Here is an 18,084-nt window from a genome sequence, read left to right as displayed (position 1 = left end):
CGGCGGCGGGCCGGTGCGGGGACCGGTCGTCGGCGTCAGGTCGAAGTGACGGTGAACAGCCCGCCGTCGGGGTCGCGGACGACGGCCTGGCAGCCCTCGCCGTCCGCGGTCGGGGTGACGGGGGTGACGGTTCCCCCGGCGGCCACCGCGGTGGCCGCCACCTTCTCGATGTCGCGGACCGGGAAGTGGACGTGCCAGAGGGGGCGCACCCGCGGGTCCGGGGCGGACTCGACGGCGCCGCCGCGCAGGGTGGCGACGGTGTGTGTGGCGTCGCTGACGATCACCTGGTCGTGTTCGTAGGTGACATCGCAGCCGCCCGGCTCCCCGGAGGCCCAGTCGAAGACCTCGGCGTAGAAGATGGCGGCGGCGAAGGCGTCGCGGGTGCGCAGTTCGAGACCGACGGGCGCATTGCCCTGTCCGATTGACCAGGCCAGGGTCTGGCCCTCCCAGAAGCCGAAGGTGGCGCCGTCGGGGTCGGCGGCGAGGGCGGCGCGCCCGGGGCCGATCTTGAGCGGGCCGACGGCGACGGTCGCGCCGCGCTCGCGGATCCGGCCCGCGGTGTCATCGGCGTTGTCCACCGCGAAATAAGAGGTCCAGGCCACTGCGACCTGGAAGCTCTGGGCGAGGGCCCCGATGCTGGCGACCGGCTGGCCGTCGGACAGCGCGATAGAGAACTCCTCACCGAGGCCGCCCGCGCGAAACCGCCAGCCCAGGACCGCGGTGTAGAACTCCTGGGCGCCTTCCAGATCGTGGGCCATCAGACTGACCCAGCAGGGAGCGCCGCGTACCGCGGTGACGGGGCCATGGGCCGACATACATCTGCCTCCTGTCGCTCAGCGCCCCTTCCCACTCTGCCAGCGACGGAGCGGGGCCGCACCAAGGGCGCGTCCCGCTGCGGCAGCGCGGTTGTGCCGGTCTTGATCAGGCTCGATGCTGTAGATATTGAACCGGGCTGGGTTGATGCCATGAACGCATGGAACGCGGCGGAGAGCGCCGACTTCCGTGGTCCCCTCGACGTCACCAGGGCGGCCACCGCGGTTCTGGACGCCCAGGACCTGATCATCGGCTGGAGCCCGGCGGCCCAGCGGCTGCTCGGCTATCTGCCGGAGGAGATCGTCGGGCAGCGCCTGGAGATGCTGGTTCCGCCCGCTCTCAGAGGGGCCGGGCCCGCACCGGAGGACGCGCTGAGCGGCGGCCGGGAACTCACGCTGCGGCACCGGAACGGCCGGCTGGTGCGGATGGCCGCCACGCTCTGCCCGCTCGCCACGGTGTCCGAAGGTTCCGTCCGACAGCCGGCCCGCCTCCTGGTGGCGGGCGAACTGGACGCCCAGCGGATGTGGGAGTCCCGTCAGGCGATGCTGCACGGTCTGGCCACCCGGTCCCCGGTGGGTCTGGGCATCTATGACACCGATCTCCGGCTGACCTGGGCGAACAGCGCGTATATCCGGGAGGTCGGGCTGCCGCTGCGGGAGTTCCTCGGTGCCCGCGCCGATGAGCTGTATCCGGACGGCGAGTTTCTGACCGAGGGGTACCCGCGCACGCTCGACGCGGTGATGCACCAGGTCATCGACACCGGTGAACCGATCCTGGATCTGCACTTCGTCGGTGAGAAGCCCTCCGACCCGGGGCGTGAGCATGTCTGGTCCTGCTCGTACTACCGGCTGCAGGACGCCGACGGTCAGGTGCTCGGGGTGTGCGAGGACGCCTTCGACATCACCGGCCGCTATCAGGCGCAGCGCCGGCTGAACCTCCTGGTGGAGGCCGGCGCCCGGATCGGCACCACACTGGATATGACCGTCACCGCCCGGGAGGTCACCGAGGTCGCGGTGCCGGAGTTCGCGACCGCAGTCACCGTCGATCTGATGCAGTCCGTACGGAACGGCGACGAGCCGGAACCGGCGGGCGGCACCCTGCCCACGCTGGTGCGGGTCGCCGCGCGCTCCGCCGAGGAGGGGCCGGACGGCACGCCGTACAGCCCGCACCGGGTCGAGTACCCGCCCGGCTCGCTCCAGTACCGCAGCCTGTCCTCCGGCGGGATGGTGCGCGACGAGACCACCGTGGTCGTGCCGCTGCGGGCCGGCGGCACCCCGATGGGGCTGGTCACCTTCCGCCGCGGCGCCCCGATGCCGGCCTTCGACAAGGGAGAGATCGAGCTGGCCGACGAGCTGGTCACCCGGACGGCGGTGTGCCTGGACAACGCGCGCCGCTTCACCCGCGAACACACCGCCGCGCTGACCCTCCAGCGCAATCTGCTGCCCCAGCATCTGGCGGCCCCGTCGGCCGTCGATCTGGCCCACCGCTATCTGCCCAGCGACGAGCGGGGCGGGGTCGGCGGCGACTGGTTCGATGTCATCGGGCTGTCGGGGACCCGGGTCGGGCTGGTCGTCGGGGACGTGGTGGGCCACGGCCTCCAGGCGGCGGCGACCATGGGGCGGCTGCGGACGACCGTGCGCGCCCTGGCCCGGCTGGATCTGGCCCCCGACGAGCTGCTGGGCCGGCTGGACGACCTGGTGGAACAGACCGCGGAGGAGCAGGCGGCCATGATCGGCTCGGATCCCGGCACGGACGATGTGGCCACCGGGGTGACCTGCCTCTACGCGGTCTACGACCCGGTGTCGCGGCGCTGCACCATGGCGCGGGCCGGGCATCTGCCACCGGCCGTCGTCGACCCGGAGGGCGGGGTGTCCTTCCCGGACCTCCCGGCGGGCCCGCCGCTTGGCCTGGGGGGCCTGCCGTTCGAGTCCCTGGAGATCGAGCTGCCGGTCGGCAGTCTGCTGGCCCTGTTCACGAACGGGCTGGTCGAGAGCCGTGACCGGGACGTGGACGCGGGGCTGGAGATCCTGGCCGGGGTGCTGGGCGAGCACCGCCGTCCGCTGGACGACCTGTGTGACCATGCGCTGACCGAGCTGCTGCCGGACGGTCCGGCCACCGATGACTCGGCGCTGCTGCTGGTGCGCACCCGCGAGCTGGACGCCCGGCAGGTGGCGGCCTGGGAGCTGCCCGCGGAGCCGGCCGCGGTGGGCAAGGCCCGTGAGCTGGCCACCGGGCAGTTGCGGGAGTGGGGCCTGGCGGAGCTGTCCTACGCGACCGAGCTGGTGGTCAGCGAGCTGGTCACCAATGCCGTACGGCATGCCGCGGGGCCGCTGCATCTGCGGCTGCTGCGCGACCGGACCCTGCTGACCGAGGTGTCGGACACCGCCCATACCTCGCCGCACCTCCGGCACAGTGCCAGTGACGACGAGGGCGGCCGCGGGCTCTTCATCGTCGCGCAGCTGGTGCAGCGCTGGGGTACGCGCTACACGCCGTACGGCAAGACGATCTGGACGGAGCAGGCGTTCCCGGCGCGGTATCCCGGGGCTCGGCGGCCGGCCCGCTGACGGCCGGCGGCGCGGTGGCCGGGTTCGGCCCGGCGCACATCGTGCGGGTGTTCGGAGGGGGTCTCATGATGGAACCAAGCGAGGTCCCGGCGACCCGGCGGGCGCGGACAGAGGAGGACCCTGTGACGACCAATGGCAGGGAGCAGGCGGCCGAGCGGCGGCCGACTCAGCTGTACACCGGTAGCGAGCGGCCCTACGACCCGGAGGACCTGGTGAAGGCGTCCGGGCGCGAACCCACCCCCGCGAGCCTGGAATGGGCCAGGCGTCTGATCGCTGAGGAGGGACCCGGCGCCATCGAGCGGTATCTGCCCTGACCGACGTCGTCCGAGCAGCGGGCGGCGCGCACGGCGGGCGGCCTGTTCCCCGGTGCGGTGTGCCCCGGGCGCCCTCGACGCGGACGCGGGCCCGTCCGCGTCCGTACGGCAGCCATCGCCGTCCGCGCCGTAACAGGGCGTCGGGCGCGCGGAGTTGAGCCTCGCCCCCACACAGGGCGTCCGGCGCGCGGAGTTGAGCCTCGCCCCCACACACCGCATCCCCACAAACCGCTTGCGGCCGCCCGCGGCGCCCGGGAAGATCACTTCGCTCCGCACCGTGACCACACCGGCCGCGCCCTGCCGGGGACGCGCCGCGGAAAGGATCCTCCGTGACCACCGAACGCCTCTCCCCGCCGCTGCGCGCGGGCGAGCGGGAGACCCTGCGCTCCTATCTCGACTTCCACCGGGCCACCCTCGCCATGAAGACCGAGGGTCTGTCCGACGAGGACCTCCGGCGGCAGTCGAGCCCGCCGTCCACGCTCTCGCTGCTCGGTCTGGTGCGGCATATGGCCGAGGTCGAACGCGCCTGGTTCCGCCGGGTGATCAACGGCGAGGACATCCCGCTCGTCTGGTCGGCCGAGGGCGATTTCCAGGTGGCGTACGACGCGCGCACGGCCTCCGGCGCTGAGGCGTTCGACGCCTGGCAGACGGAGGTGGAGCACGCCCGCCGCATCGAGCGGGAGGTCGCCTCGCTGGATGTCACGGCCTACTCGCCCCGCTGGGGCGAGGATGTCTCCCTGCGTGTGGTGATGCTGCACCTGATCCATGAGTACGCCCGCCACAACGGCCATGCGGACCTCCTCCGCGAGGCCATCGACGGCACGGTCGGCGCCTGACGGACCCCGTGGGCTCCCACCCTCATCGGCCACCGGCCACTGCCGGGTGGGAGCCGGTGCCGGCCGTCGCCGCGTACGGCCGGCCGCCGCCCTCAGCCGAGTTCGAGGCTGGTGACGGCGAAGGTGCGCTCCTGCTCCGCCGGTGGCACCGGGCCGGTGTACATCCGCACGGTGTGCGACCGCGGGGTCAGACCGCGGGAGGTGACCAGGGTGTGGGCTGCGTGCCGGGGGCCGGGGACATCGAGGAAGACGTCGTCGGCCGGGTCGGCGGCCGCCGCGAGGGCGTCGAAGAGCGCTTCGGCGGCCGCGGTGGTGTCGGCGAAGAGCGGGCCGATGCGGTGACCGGTGCGGGCCGGACGGAGCACGCCGTAGCCCGCGATGGCGCCATCCCGCAGACAGACGCGGGCGGTGTGGCCGGGGGCCGTCAGCCAGCGGGTGACGAAGGCCCGGCGGTCGGCGGGGAAGCAGCGCCGGTCGTAGTCGGCGAGCACGTCGAGATGCGCACGGGTGACGGGGACGACGTCCGGTGTGGCGGTGCCGGGGCGGAGAGGGCGTCCGCCGTAGCGGATGGTCTCGTAGGCGGGGGCGAACCCGGCGCGCCGGTAGGTGTCCTGCTGGGCGGGGACCGCGTCCAGACCCACGGTCCGGACACCGGCGTGCGGGAAGGCGGCACGCCAGGTGGCGAGGCCCAGGCCCTGGCCGCGGTGCTCGGGGTGGACGAGGTAGTAGCCCAGGAACGCATAGGCGTCGGAGTAGTTGACGACCGAGACCGCGGAGACGGTCCGTCCGGCGCGGCGTCCGGTGAAGAAACCGTCGGGGTCGGTGGGGTGGAAGCAGGCGGTGTCGCCGCGTCCGGGGTTCCACTCCTCGTCGGCGGCCCATTGGGCCACCTGGTGCCAGTCGTCCAACGAGGCCGCGCCGACGGCGAGTTCGCCGGTGACGGGCTGGGGATCGGGGGCGTTACCGATGGGAGGCATGCCGGGTGTTCGTCCCTTCTGGTGGGGTCAGGAGGCGAGTGAACGGGAACGGTGCGGAGCCGGTGACGGGTGGTGGGCGGGGCGGGGCCGCCGGAGCAACTCCTCCGGCGGCCCCGCCCCGCTTCCCTTTCCGGTCGGCGTCAGATCAGGTCCATGGCGGCGACCTCGTCGGGGCGGCCGTAGCTGACCGGTCCCTGGAAGCGCTGCCGGGCGGTGGCGAACCACCAGACGGTGGCGATGATCAGCACCACTGCCAGGGCGATCGGTGCGTAGTTGAACGACTCGGGGGTGATCGGGGACGCCTGCGGCAGCATGAACAGCACATTGCTGATCAGGATCCAGGTCACGGCGATCGCCGCGACGGGCTTGCCGTAGCGCCCGAGGTTCCACGGCCCGGCCTGGAAGTCGTCGAGCCGCAGCCGCAGGAAGATGGGCACGGCGTAGGCGAGGAACAGCCCGACGACATTGACGCTCACCACGGCGGTGAAGGCGGTGTGCGACCACCAGCCGGGCAGCACCAGCACCAGGGGGCAGGCCGCGGCGAGCCAGACGGCCTTGACGGGGGTGCGGGTGCGCGCGGACACCGAATGCCACCAACGGGAGCCGGGCATCGCGCCGTCGCGGGAGAAGGCGAAGATCTGCCGGGTATTGCTGGTCATGTTGGCGAGCCCGCAGAACAGCATGGCGCCGATAACGATCAACAGCAGGAAGCTGGCGGTGTTTTGGCCGAGTGCGTCGATGAGAATCTGTACCGGCGGCGCCTCGGCACTCGCCGCATGCCCGTAGTCACGGATCGCATACACCAGCGCGAGCATGAGGATCAGCCCGGTGATCGCGGAGTAGCTGATCGCCCGCATGATGCCCCTGGGCGCGTTGACCGTCGCCTTCACCGTTTCTTCGGACATGTGGAAACTGCCGTCGAAACCGGTGAAGGTCCAGCTGGTGACGAGCAGCCCCAGCATTCCGCCGTAAATCGCTTGTGTGAAGCCGGTGTTGTTGGCGAAGTGCAGTGCGAACGAGGGCGACTGGTGGTGGTCGGGGATCACGGTCAGCGCGCCGACGATCACCACCATGCCGATCAGCAGCCACCACACGGAAATCCGGTTCACCACCGCAACGAGCCGCACGGTATACGTGTTGGCCAGCGCCTGAAGGAGAAGGATGGCCGCGGTGATGCCGACCGTCTGCTGGGGTGTCGACTCGTAGGACGGCCACTGCATGCTGATGAACGCCTGGATGAAGGTGGCGGCGGCGAAGTTGGTGGCCGCGGTGCCGCCGACCTGGCCGACGAAGTTCAGCCAGCCCGTGTACCAGGACCAGGCGCCCTGGTGTCGCTTGGCCAGCTTGCCGGCCGAGAAGTAGAGCGCGCCGCTGGTCGGGTAGGCGGAGGCGATCTCGCCCATCGCGGCGCCGACGAACAGCACCATGATCGATACGCCGATCCAGCCGAAGATCAGGATCCTCGGGCCGCCGGCGTTCATCCCGAACCCGAAGGAGGAGAAGATGCCCGAAATGATGTTGATGATGGTGAAGGAAATGGCGAAATTATCGAACGCGCGGAACCTGCGGGTGAGTTTCCGCGGATAGCCCATGGCGTGCAGCGTGGCATCGTCGTCAAGGGTGACGGAATCTGCCGGGTGGGGGTTTTGCGAGCGAGCCGGGAACGTACGCTCGGACACAACCGAAACCTTTCTGGGGGGATGTGGAGAGGTGGTTCGATCGGACTGAATCGTTCGAACGGATGGTGCGGAACGGGCCCCCTTTTACGGCGCAAATTCCACGCCGCAAAAGATCTTCCGGTGCATCAGCCGCCATGCGGAACGGGGAGTCCGCAGGACCGCCTGGCTTTCGTCAATTGCTCCTCGGGATCGCCGAACGCACTCCAGGGCATACGGGAGGCATAGGGCCCCATGGCACTGAAGACCTCCCGCGCCTCGAATTCACGTTTCGCCATGAGCAGCGCATGCGCCAGATACGCAAGGTCCAGCACCGGAGTGAAGCGGTAACCGGCCACCTGCGGGAACCAGTTGTGGTAGATGCTCAGCGCGGCGCTGATCCACTGGGGCTGCTCCCAGGTCTGGTCCGCGAGCAGCGCGGACGGGTTGTAGTCCTCGACCAGCGCGACCAGCGGCAGCAGACGCAGCGGCGAGGCGGCCGGGGCCCGCTGGCTCAGGAACGCGGCCACGTCCCAGCTCGCGCTGGACGAACCGCCGTAGCGGGTGAAGAAGAACGACAGAAAGCGGTGGTGCGCCTCCCGGTGCCAGGCGTCGAGCCGGAGGATGTGCGCGAAGAGGTACCAAGGGCCGGGCGGCGCGGTCAGCAGCCCCTGCGGTGCGGGGTCCTGGGGGCGGTCGAGACGCGTCAGCGCCAGCTGGGCGACCCACGGGGTGGGGTCCTCGGGGAGCAGCTTGGCGGCCCGCTCGCACGCGGACCGCGCTATCCGCGCCAGGGCGCCCTGCCGCCGGTCACCGGCATCGGCCATGCGCAGGGCCCGGAGCATCGCCACCCGGGCCCAGAGCAGTGCCGCGTCCGGCCCCGGCTCTTCGGCCAGCCAGCGCTCGGCCAGGTCCGAATCGGCGGCCACGGACGCCAGCACCAGGGACCGGTGGGCCCGCACCTCGAATTCCTTCCGGACTTCCCGGAGAACCTCGTGTGCGCTCAAGTACCGCCCGGCCCGGACGTCCATACACGCGCGCGCCAGCGCCCGGTCATCGGCCGCTGGACTCCACACGTACTGCCCCTCGAAAGAGCCGGCCGCCATGGTCCCCTCCCGGTCACGAAGGCGTCTTCCCCCCACACGGCATTCCAGCCGCGCCGAATTCAGCTGGACCCCTGCCACCGGTCAAGTGACAGCGGCCACACCCTACTCACCCTCAACTCATTGCGAAAACAAGCCGCCTGGAATATCTGGTTCCGCACCTTTTAGTCTCGATGAGATTGAAAGGGAAACCACTTCTTGACCGCCCTCCAGAAGACCTCCAGAGTCCCTCCACTTTGCCGGTCCGTTCGCCACAGGACGTCAATTTGGCATATTCATAGGTTTGCAGGTCCTTCACAAGTGGACATGATTGCCGATTACCCCTCCGTATCCCCGACTTCCATGGCCGCACCCCCGCGCGACCTGGACGGACCCCGGCGCCCCCGTACGGACACGTCGGTTCACCGACCCACCGGGCCCGCCCACCGCGTTGGGGCCGCGCATCACAAAGTCGGCTCAAGAGCAACCGAATTAGCGGATGCTACTTTCCGGAAGCGCGCGATCACATGTAGCGTTCGTCTGACCAAAGGCCGTGACCTCACACCCCGTCATGGCTGGGTACGGGCACGGGCGCGAGCGTTCTTGCGGCGCGAACGGAGCGATCGCCCCCGCTGGGCGGACCTGCACCACAAGTGCCTGGTCGCCACCCGCCGCACACCGGACCGCGCCGCGATCGCTGCTGCAACAGCACCCTCAGCACCTCAGCACCCCTGCACGTCGAGCACCGCCATGTCTGTCCGTACACGCCTGCTTTGCAAGAGGAATGGGCCCAGATCATGTTAATGAACTCCTCGACGACCCCGCTTGCGCTGCGACCGGACGCCGACTTCGGCCGGGCGCCCACAGCCGGGAACGGCGAAGGGCCACCCCTGGCGGTCGACCGGCTCCCTGACGGCACGTGGCAACTGACCCTGCACGACCTGGAACCGGTGTCGGTGCACCGGCTGCCGTCGGACGAGGTCCACATCATCCTGGCGCCCCCGCGCGAGGAACCGGCCGATGAGCCCCCGTCCGGCCTGGCACGGCCGGAGCCGATCCGGATCGACACCGCGGCCCGGACCGTCTTCGCCCGGGGCCGCCAACTCAACTTGCCGCGACTGGAGTTCGACCTGCTGGCCCATCTCGTGCTGCATCCACGGCGCGCCTTCACCCGGGAGCAGCTGATGGCCGCCGTCTGGCCCAGCTGCCAGTCCAGCTACCGCACCGTCGATGTCCACGTCGCCCGTCTGCGCCGACGCCTCGGCCCCGGCCTGCGCGACACCATCAGCACGGTTTTCGGCATCGGGTACAAGTACCAGCCCACCCCATAGGCCGTCACCGCGGTTGACGCTCACAGGCAGTGGGCCGGTGATGAGGTGTGCCCGTCACCGGCCCACTGCCGAGCTTCCTCAGACCCCGGCAGGTGACCAGCCGGGGTGCGCGGGAGGTGCCGCCGTGGGTTCCTTGCGGACGAAGGCCCGGCGCAGGGCGTGATACGGCTGGTCCGGGTCGAAGAAGATGCGGTGCATCTGCGCCAGTTCGAGCTCCCGGTAGACGGCGAGCGGGCGGTGCGCCTCGTCACGTTCCCGATGGGCCTTCTTCGTGGCAATACGGGCCTGTGTCGTGGGCGCCGAGGCCAGCCGGACGGCGAGCCGCGCGGTCTGCGCGGTGAAGTCCTGCGCGGGGCAGTCGATGATCCGGTCCACCAGGCCGAGCCGCGCCCCGGCCGCGGCGGTGACCGGCAGGGCGCGTCCGGTCAGCTGCGCGGCCACCTCGGGGCCGGTCCGGCCCGGCAGGGTGTAGGTCCAGTATTCGGAGCCGTAGAGCCCCATCAGCCGGTAGTGCGGGTTGAGGACCACGGCCGCGCGGCACCACACCTCATCGGCGGCAAGGGCCAGCATCGCGCCGCCGGCCGCGGCATTGCCGCCGAGCGCGGCGACCACCAGCCGGTCGGTGGTGGTCAGGACGGCCTCCACCAGATCGTCCATGGCCTGGATATTGGCCCAGGACTCCTCGGCGGGGTCGGCGGCGGCCTCGATGACATGCAGATGGATGCCGTTGGAGAAGAAGTCCCGGCGGCCGCCGAGGACCAGCACGGAGGTCGGCCGGGCGCAGGCGCGGCGGTAGGCGGCGAGCAGCCGCCGGCAGTGGTCGGTACTCATCGCACCGCCCGGGAAGGAGAACTCCAGGAAGCCGACCGGTCCGTCCTCGCGGTAGCGGATGTCGGTCCAGGTACGCGGGCCGCCACCGGGGCCGTTATCGGGGCCGCTATCGGGGCCGTCCCCGGGGCCGTGCGGCGCCGGAACCTCGGGAAGCGGCGGGAGGCGGTCTCCCAGCGCCAGGGTGGCGGGCAGTTTGAGGGTGCCGGGCGTGCCCGGTGCGCGGGGCGGCCGCAGTTCCGGGATCCAGACCGCGCCGTCTGCCGTCGCCCGGCAGATCGCGCCACACCGCGTGGCGAGCAGTTCGCCCGGCCGGCCCGTGAGGGTGTCCTCCGGGTGGCCGCCGTGCAAATGCCAGATGTCGCCGAGCAGTTCATCCCGTACGCCGGGCTGGGAGTCGGCCGCGCGCAGCTTGCGTACGACGGTGTCGGTGGGGTCGGCGCGCCAGTCGATCCGGCGCGACTCCTGGCGGAACGGCGGGCGGGGGTGGCCGGGTTTCGCGGCGTCGGCCAGCTCGGCCTGGGGCTGCGGGCGATGGGTGCCGGACGCCACCCGGGCGACGGCCGTCAGCACTGCTTCGAGGGCGGCATCGGCGATCTCGTTGCGGTAGAGGTCGCTCTTGCCCACGTCGGGGACCGGGCAGCTCGCCGCGGCCCAGATGTCGCCGCCGTCCATCTCGTCGTTGGCCTGCAGGACCGTGACGCCCCACCGGTCCGCGCCCAGGTGCACCGCCCAGTCCACCGAGGAGGGGCCCCGGTCGCCGACGGGCCCGGGGTGCACGATCAGACAGGTGTGGGCGGACCACACCTCCCGCGGGATGGCCGTCTTGAGCATCGGCGCCACGATCAGTTCGGGGGCATGGCGGCGTACGACCTCGGGGAGCGGCGTCTCCCGGGTCACCAGCTCCACGCTCACCTGGTGTCCGTGGTCACCGAGTTCGGCGTACACGCGCTGCGTCAGGCTGTTGAACGCGCCGGCGATGAGCAGAATGCGCACGGCAGACTCCCCTGGAGCTGGGACCGATGGGCGGATGGCTGGATCGTCCCGCACCGGCGGCCGCCGGGCTCCGGACCCGCGCTACGGGTCACCCGATCGACGGCCGCCGTGCGGCGCAACGCGGAGTCCGCGGCACGGGAAACGCGGGGCGGGCGAACGAAATTGACTGAACGTCAGGCAGTCCCGCCACTGATCACCTCGACGGGATCCCGCCAAAGTTGGCGCACCGGTCACCCAACCGCCACCCAGGACATTGCCTTTAATTGACATCCACTTGGTCATACTTTTACTTTCAGTGCGTGGCATCAGCGCAGGTCAGCGCCGTGTGCCGAGTTCGTCTCCCGCACTCTCTCTCGGAGGTTCCCATGGAGCAGCTCATCAAGAAGATGGCCCAGGACAAGGTCTGGCAGAACTGGCTCGCCGCCAACTCCGCCACGCAGGCCGCGAAGAACGGCTGCATCAGCGCCGCCCCGAAGGCCGGCTGCATCAGCGCCGCGCCCAAGGCCGGCTGCATCTCCTGACCTCGGGTCCCACCAGCGACCCGGGAGCGGGCGGTGAGCACTTCGGCCGCCACCGCCCGCTCCCGGGCATCGCGCCCGAATTCCCGTGTGGCACCGCATTCCCGGCAACGACGAGGATTTCCATGGATGGTCAGCCGACCGCCGAGGTCATCGAGCAGATCCGCGACATACCGATCTACCGTGAGTCGCTGGCGAAGGGCTACTTCCCGGTACTCGACAAGCCGGAGATCGCCCGCGGCTTTCCGGACAACTGGATGACGCCCCGGCTGGCCGCGGCGCTGGAGTCCGGAGAGGCGGAGTTCGTCCTCTCCACCGGCACCCACCACGCCCGGATGCAGATCATCCGGCCCCCGTACTTCCTGCTGCACTCCTACTACCAGCTGTGGCGCGAGCACCCCGATATCGCTCACACCTGGGAGGCGGGCTGCCGGCGGGTGTCACTGACCACGGTGCTGGCGACGGAACATGTGGCGCGGGTCAATGCCGCACGGCGCGGCACGGTGCCGGAACCGGTGCCCGCCCTTGAGGACCGCCGGCTCGACGAGCGGACCTGCTACGTCAACCTGCGGCTGGACCCGGCGCTGTGGGAGCGGGCCGACGTGGTGCGGATGCTCGCGGAAATCCGGTCCGCCCGGCAGGCACACCCGCGCGGCTGGTACCACCTCGACTGCTCCGGCTATCACCTGGCACATCTGGTGCGAAAGGTCGGCGAATGGGGACTGTGGGACGATTTCCCGCCGCCCGCGAGCATCATCCACGCCTACGAATACACCCCGGCGAACGTCCGGCGTTTTCTGCACCAGCACTTCGACTGCCCGGTCATCGACCTCTTCGGCAGCACCGAGCTCGGATACCTCTACTACAGCGACCGCAGCGGCACCTACTGGCCGCATCTCGACAAAATGAGCGTCGAGCTCCAGCCGGTCGCCGCCGGGAGCACCATCTACCAGCTCATCGTGTCGAGCGTGCGCAATCCCTTTATGCCGCTGATTCGCTACCGGTCGGGCGACTGTGTACGGACTCTGGACGGTACGCCCGATCCGGCAAAGATCGCCCAATTCTGCGGCCGGGAAAAGGAATTGCTCAGCACTCCGCACGGGCCCGTCTCCCAGGGCGACCTCGACCGGTGCGTCAGTGAGTCGTCCCCGGACATCTTCGGGTACCAGTTGCAGCTGACCGGCGATACCGAAGCACAGCTGGCGTATACGACATTCCACGGCGCGCCCGTCGAACTCGCACCGGCCGCGGCGCTGCAACAGGGCCTCGCTGAACTGACCGGGCGGCGCTGCCGGCTCGCCCACCGTACGCACCTCCCCATCGGCAAGTCGGGCAAGTACGCCTGGCTCACGACCGGCAGCTGACCCACCGGACGTCCACGCCCGGACGTCCACCACTCGGACAGGAGAAGCATGACCAGCCAGCCGCGGATATCCTCCGATGACCTCAGGGAACTGCTCGGTACGGCGCTGCACGCCGAGGTGGTGACGTACTTCGACGACAAGAGCGCCGCGCCACGGGAGTTCGTGGAGCGCCAGGTCACCGAGTGTCTGCGCTATCTCTATCTCGTCTCCCGGCACCACGACCGGCTCGGCGGTCTCTTCCTGCCGGTCGAGCAGGACATCGACGAGATCTGGCACTACCTCATCCTGCAGACCCGCGAATACCGTGCGCTGTGTGAGGAACGGCTGCCGGGACGGTTCTTCATCGAGCACCGCAGCATCGCCTACGAGGACTATCAGCAGGAGCCGGGCCGCGAGCAGGCGCTCGAAGAGGCGCTGCGCTGGATCCCGTTGTACTGCCAGGAGTTCGGCCCGTTCGACGAGGGGGCGCTGCCGCACTGGACGATCGTGCGCTTCCTCCACGAGCAGATGGACCTGTCACTCGCCGACATCGCCGCGCTGGAACCCATGGCGGCGACGACTTAGCAGCCCCGTATCCACGGGAACGAAAGGAATCATGACCGCCCCGAACGACGTCACGGCCGGCCGCGAGGTGCCCGAACAGCGGCGGATTCTGGCCGTCCTGGTGTTCTCCCAGATCCTCAGCGGGGCGGGCCTCGCCGCCGGAATCACCGTCGGGGCGCTACTCGCCGAGGAGATGCTCGGCTCGACCGGGCTGGCCGGTGTGCCCAGTGCGCTGTTCACCGCCGGATCCGCGCTGGGCGCCCTCGGTGTCGGCCAGATCTGCCGGCGTTACGGCCGCCGCCCCGGACTGGCGCTCGGATACGCCGTCGGGGCGCTCGGCAGCCTCGGGGTCGTCGTGGCGGCCACACTCGGCAGTGCGGTGCTGCTGTTCCTGTCCCTGGTGGTCTACGGGGCGGGCACCTCGACGAATCTGATGGCGCGTTACGCCGGTGCGGATCTGGCCTCCGCCGAGCGGCGCGGCCGGGCCGTGAGCACGGTGCTCTTCGCCACCACGCTCGGCGCGGTGGTCGGGCCCAACCTGGTGACGTTCACCGGGGAGGTCGCCCACTCCTGGGGTATCCCCCGTCTCGCCGGACCGTTCCTGCTCGCCGTCGCCGCGTTCGGGTCGGCGGCGGTGGTGCTGGCCGCGCTGCTGCGGCCCGATCCACTGCGACTGGCCGAGAAACTGGCGGCGGAACGGGCTCCGGAGACGGACGAGCGCCCCGCCGACGACGCCGGTGACCTCCCGGACGCCCAGCCGCAACGGCGCGGAGTGGTCACCGGCACCACGGTCATGATTCTCACTCAGCTCGTGATGATCGCGATCATGACGATGACGCCGGTCCATATGCAGGCGCACGGCCATGACACCCAGGCGGCCGGGCTGGTCATCGCCCTGCACGTCGGAGCGATGTTTCTGCCCTCCCCGCTCACCGGGCTGCTGGTGGACCGCCTCGGCCGGTGGTGGATCGCCGGAGCCTCCGGTCTGACACTGGCGGCCGCCGGGGTCCTGGCCGCGATAGCCCCGCCGCACTCCGTTCCTGCGCTCGCCACGGCCCTCGTACTGCTCGGCCTGGGCTGGAATTTCGGGCTGGTCAGCGGCACCGCCATCGTCACCGACGCACTGCCGCCCGCCCGGCGCGCCTCGGCACAGGGCCTGGTGGACGTCGGCATCGCCCTCGCGGGGGCGACCGGGGGCATGTCCTCGGGCCTGGTCGTCGTCCTGGGCGGCTATCCGGCGCTGGCGCTGGCCGGTGCGGTGCTCTCGCTGGCGGTCGTGCCCGTCGTCGCATGGGCGGTTCGCCGGCCTGCACACACGGACACCGCTCCGGCAACTCCCTTTGCGGAGCCGGAACCTAAATGAACGCCCGTTCGTCACACAGATGTGCCCGAATCGAAATTCGGGACTTCTTGAAACTTGGCGTCATTTCTCGTTATCACGCCGGAAACCTGGATGCTGCACTGTGAGTGCAGGGTGGAACCGTGTGAACGAGCCACGGGGGGCAACAATGCGGAAGGACACCTGCATGCAGGGCACATCGGTGCTGCGTCGGTTCCGCATGCCGCTGTTCGCCCTCATGGTGATCCTGGCGTTCCTGCTGGGCAGCGCCGCCGATCCGGACATGGACCGGGCCACGTTCAGCGGCCTGCCCGGCTCGCAGTCCGCGAGCGCCCTCCCGGCCGCCAAGCCGAGCTATGACAGCACCGAGGAGAAGTCCAAGCGCGCGGCCGAGCGTGGCCAGCCCCGGCGGACCGTGCGGACCACCGCCGGAGTCCCGCATCACACCGGCCGTCCACTGCCGCCGCTCAGCAGTGGCCCGGCGGTGCCGCACACCCTCCCGGCCTCGGGCCGGCCCCTGGCCGGCAGCTCCACCAAGGCCGCATCCAGACCCGTCGAAATTCCCCTGCTCCACTGCGTCTTCCGCTGCTGAGGGCGGCGTGGTGGCCTGCCCCACCCGCCGCACTCCGTACATTCCCGCCACCACCCCCACACGTGGCACCACTCACAGCAGGAGACCTCCTCGTGGAGACCTTCATCCAGCATGCCCGGGGCCTGATGGCCCGTATCGCCGAGGGCCGCGACGAACAAGAGACCTACGGCCGGCTCGCGGCCGGCCAGTCGCCCCTCGCCCTGTTCATCACCTGCTCCGACTCCCGGGTCGTACCCTCCCTGATCACCGGAGCGCGGCCCGGTGAACTCTTCGAACTCCGCACGGCCGGCAACGCCGTGCCCGTGTATCAGGACGACATGCCGGCCTGCGCGGAGGCCGCCACCATCGAGTACGCCATGCGCGTACTGGGCGTGGCCGACATCGTGGTCTGCGGCCACTCGCACTGCGGCGCGGTCGGCGCCAAGGCCCGCGGCGAGGACCTGACCGGCGCTCCGGCCGTACGGGACTGGCTGGCGCAGGCGCTGTCCGACCAGCTGCCCAAGGACGAGGAGCCGACGGTCGCCGCCGCGGTGCAGCAGCATGTCCGCGAACAAGTCAACCGGCTGCGCGACTACCCCTGTGTGCAGGAGCGGCTGGACGCCGGGGAGGTGACGCTGCACGGCTGGTTCTACGAAGTGCACACCGGCATGGTGGCGGCGCATCACCCGGCCTCCGACCTGTTCCTCCCCCTGTGAAGGCGGGTGTGCCTCTCATGAAGCGTTTCCCCTCCTTCCAGGCGGACTTCACCGCCTCCCTCGTGGTGTTTCTCGTCGCCGTCCCGCTGTGTGTCGGGGTGGCGGTCGCCTCCGGTGTCCCGGCCGAACTGGGCCTGGTCACGGGTGTGGTCGGCGGTCTGCTCACTGGTCTGCTGCCCGGCAGCAGCCTCCAGGTCAGCGGCCCCGCCGCCGGTCTGACGGTGCTGGTCTTCGAAGCCGTCAAGGAGTACGGCCTGGGCACGCTCGGTGCCCTGGTCCTGGCGGCCGGGGTACTGCAACTGGCCATGGGCGCCCTCAAGTTGGGGCGCTGGTTCCGGGCGATTTCGGTCGCCGTCGTCCAGGGCATGCTGGCCGGCATCGGCCTGGTCCTGATCGCCGGACAGCTCTACGCCCTGACGGACGCCAAGGCGCCGGGCAGCGGACTCGCCAACATCGGCGGGATGCCGGACCTGTTCAGCGCCACCGTGGGGTCGGAGAAGGCGCTGGCCGCGCTCGCGATCGGTGCCGGCACCATCGCCGTCCTGGTGCTGTGGCCGCGCTGGCGTCCCGCCGCACGGATCCTCCCCGCGCCGCTGGCCGCGGTGGCGCTCGCCACCACCACGGTCTGGGCGCTGGATATGCCCGTCGCGCGGGTCCAGGTCAGCGGGCTGCTGGACGCGATCCAGCCACCCGGCCTCGATGACCTCGGCCGGCTCGGCAGCATCGGTGTGCTCGGTACGGTCCTCGCCTTCGCGCTGATCGCGTCCGCCGAGTCGCTCTTCAGCGCCGCCGCGGTCGACCGGCTGCACAACGGGCCGAAGACCGACTACGACAAGGAGCTGATGGCCCAGGGTGCGGGCAACGCCGTCTGCGGTGTCCTGGGTGCCCTGCCGATGACCGCCGTCATCGTCCGCAGCGCCGCCAATGTGCAGGCGGGCGCGAAGACCAAGGCCTCGCGCGTCATGCACGGTGCCTGGCTGCTGGTGTTCGCCGCGGCGTTCCCGGCCGCGCTGGGTGTGGTGCCGGTGGCCGCCCTGGCGGGCGTCCTGGTGCACGCGGGCTGCAAGCTCATCCCCGTGCGGGAGCTGCGTCCGCTGTGGCGCGATCACCGCGGCGAGGCCGTCGTCCTGTTGGTCACCGCGATCGCGATCGTGACGGTCAATATGTTCGAGGGCGTGCTCATCGGTCTGCTGATGGCCGTCGCCAAGACGGCCTGGGAGACCTCCCATGTCCACCTGGAGATCCAGACGCCTGAGGACACGGCGGAGCCGGTGCTGGTGCGGGCCGTCGGCAACGCCACGTTCCTGCGGCTGCCGAAGATACTCGACCAGCTGGAGGCGCTGCCCGCCGACCGGGATGTGGAGCTCGACATCAGCGGCCTGCGCCATCTCGACCACGCCTGCGGCGCCGCGCTGACGAACTGGGCCGAGCAGCATCGCCGCAGCACCCGTGAGGTGGAGCTGGTGTCCTGACCGCCGGCCTGCCCGCGCGCCGCCGGCGTGCGGCAGCGGCCTTGACTCCCGCGCGCCGGCCACCGGTCCGGCTGTTCCCGTACCCGCCATGAGGCGTCCCGGGGCAGCCGCCGGTGGCCGGCGCCATTTCGTGGGCGACAGCCCGGACACGACGGCGGAGTGCGG

Annotated in this window: 16 protein-coding genes; 11 read left to right on the top strand and 5 right to left on the bottom strand. The window is 70.7% G+C overall.

The genetic code is table 11. The annotated features are described in order from the left end of the window. Positions 1–35 precede the first annotated feature (35 nt). Complete coding sequence (locus STRTU_RS32680) at positions 36–815, bottom strand: VOC family protein (RefSeq protein ID WP_159748690.1); 780 nt, start codon at positions 813–815, stop codon at positions 36–38. 150 nt (positions 816–965) lie between these two features. On the opposite strand from STRTU_RS32680, the gene STRTU_RS32675 reads away from it, so the two are divergent. The 3 genes from STRTU_RS32675 to STRTU_RS32665 all read left to right on the top strand — a co-directional run bounded on the left by STRTU_RS32675 (position 966) and on the right by STRTU_RS32665 (position 4,527). Then, positions 966–3,377: a SpoIIE family protein phosphatase gene (locus STRTU_RS32675; protein ID WP_159748689.1), complete on the top strand. Its 2,412-nt coding sequence runs from the start codon at positions 966–968 to the stop codon at positions 3,375–3,377. Between the two features lie 122 nt (positions 3,378–3,499). Beyond that, complete coding sequence (locus STRTU_RS32670; protein WP_085923640.1) at positions 3,500–3,691, top strand: hypothetical protein; 192 nt, start codon at positions 3,500–3,502, stop codon at positions 3,689–3,691. Between the two features lie 329 nt (positions 3,692–4,020). Continuing rightward, positions 4,021–4,527: a DinB family protein gene (locus STRTU_RS32665; protein ID WP_159748688.1), complete on the top strand. Its 507-nt coding sequence runs from the start codon at positions 4,021–4,023 to the stop codon at positions 4,525–4,527. A gap of 92 nt (positions 4,528–4,619) precedes the next feature. Here the strand turns inward: STRTU_RS32665 and STRTU_RS32660 are convergent, their stop codons facing one another. The 3 genes from STRTU_RS32660 to STRTU_RS32650 all read right to left on the bottom strand — a co-directional run bounded on the left by STRTU_RS32660 (position 4,620) and on the right by STRTU_RS32650 (position 8,265). After that, complete coding sequence (locus tag STRTU_RS32660) at positions 4,620–5,504, bottom strand: GNAT family N-acetyltransferase (protein WP_246241574.1); 885 nt, start codon at positions 5,502–5,504, stop codon at positions 4,620–4,622. A 140-nt stretch (positions 5,505–5,644) separates the two neighbouring features. After that, on the bottom strand, positions 5,645–7,096 hold the full coding sequence (locus tag STRTU_RS32655) for an amino acid permease (protein WP_159749833.1): 1,452 nt from the start codon (positions 7,094–7,096) through the stop codon (positions 5,645–5,647). Between the two features lie 212 nt (positions 7,097–7,308). Next, complete coding sequence (locus STRTU_RS32650; protein ID WP_174879012.1) at positions 7,309–8,265, bottom strand: hypothetical protein; 957 nt, start codon at positions 8,263–8,265, stop codon at positions 7,309–7,311. A gap of 779 nt (positions 8,266–9,044) precedes the next feature. Here STRTU_RS32650 and STRTU_RS32645 point away from each other — a divergent pair. Continuing rightward, positions 9,045–9,572: a winged helix-turn-helix domain-containing protein gene (locus tag STRTU_RS32645; protein WP_269777415.1), complete on the top strand. Its 528-nt coding sequence runs from the start codon at positions 9,045–9,047 to the stop codon at positions 9,570–9,572. Positions 9,573–9,650: 78 nt separating this feature from the next. On the opposite strand, the gene STRTU_RS32640 is transcribed toward STRTU_RS32645, so the two are convergent. Further along, on the bottom strand, positions 9,651–11,396 hold the full coding sequence (locus tag STRTU_RS32640; RefSeq protein WP_159748687.1) for a hydrogenase maturation protein: 1,746 nt from the start codon (positions 11,394–11,396) through the stop codon (positions 9,651–9,653). Between the two features lie 365 nt (positions 11,397–11,761). On the opposite strand from STRTU_RS32640, the gene STRTU_RS32635 reads away from it, so the two are divergent. The 7 genes from STRTU_RS32635 (at position 11,762) to STRTU_RS32605 (ending at position 17,919) form a co-directional block, all read left to right on the top strand. Next, complete coding sequence (locus STRTU_RS32635; protein WP_167539281.1) at positions 11,762–11,917, top strand: hypothetical protein; 156 nt, start codon at positions 11,762–11,764, stop codon at positions 11,915–11,917. Positions 11,918–12,039: 122 nt separating this feature from the next. Then, positions 12,040–13,278 carry a hypothetical protein gene (locus tag STRTU_RS32630; RefSeq protein ID WP_159748686.1) on the top strand — a complete coding sequence of 413 codons (1,239 nt, stop codon included), beginning with the start codon at positions 12,040–12,042 and terminating at the stop codon, positions 13,276–13,278. A gap of 48 nt (positions 13,279–13,326) precedes the next feature. After that, complete coding sequence (locus STRTU_RS32625; protein WP_159748685.1) at positions 13,327–13,842, top strand: glycine-rich domain-containing protein; 516 nt, start codon at positions 13,327–13,329, stop codon at positions 13,840–13,842. A 31-nt stretch (positions 13,843–13,873) separates the two neighbouring features. Beyond that, positions 13,874–15,184, top strand: coding sequence for an MFS transporter (locus tag STRTU_RS32620; protein ID WP_159748684.1), 1,311 nt, complete (start codon positions 13,874–13,876; stop codon positions 15,182–15,184). A 163-nt stretch (positions 15,185–15,347) separates the two neighbouring features. Beyond that, positions 15,348–15,752 (top strand): hypothetical protein, encoded by a 405-nt coding sequence (locus tag STRTU_RS32615; protein ID WP_159748683.1) that lies wholly within the window; start codon positions 15,348–15,350, stop codon positions 15,750–15,752. A gap of 92 nt (positions 15,753–15,844) precedes the next feature. Then, on the top strand, positions 15,845–16,447 hold the full coding sequence (locus STRTU_RS32610; RefSeq protein ID WP_159748682.1) for a carbonic anhydrase: 603 nt from the start codon (positions 15,845–15,847) through the stop codon (positions 16,445–16,447). Between the two features lie 17 nt (positions 16,448–16,464). After that, positions 16,465–17,919: a SulP family inorganic anion transporter gene (locus STRTU_RS32605; protein WP_159748681.1), complete on the top strand. Its 1,455-nt coding sequence runs from the start codon at positions 16,465–16,467 to the stop codon at positions 17,917–17,919. Positions 17,920–18,084 lie beyond the last annotated feature (165 nt).

The organism is Streptomyces tubercidicus (assembly GCF_027497495.1).
Classification (GTDB): Bacteria; Actinomycetota; Actinomycetes; order Streptomycetales; family Streptomycetaceae; genus Streptomyces; species Streptomyces tubercidicus.
The sequence above is the reverse complement of the archived record's forward strand: the minus strand, read 5'-3'. Positions and strand labels throughout refer to the sequence as shown.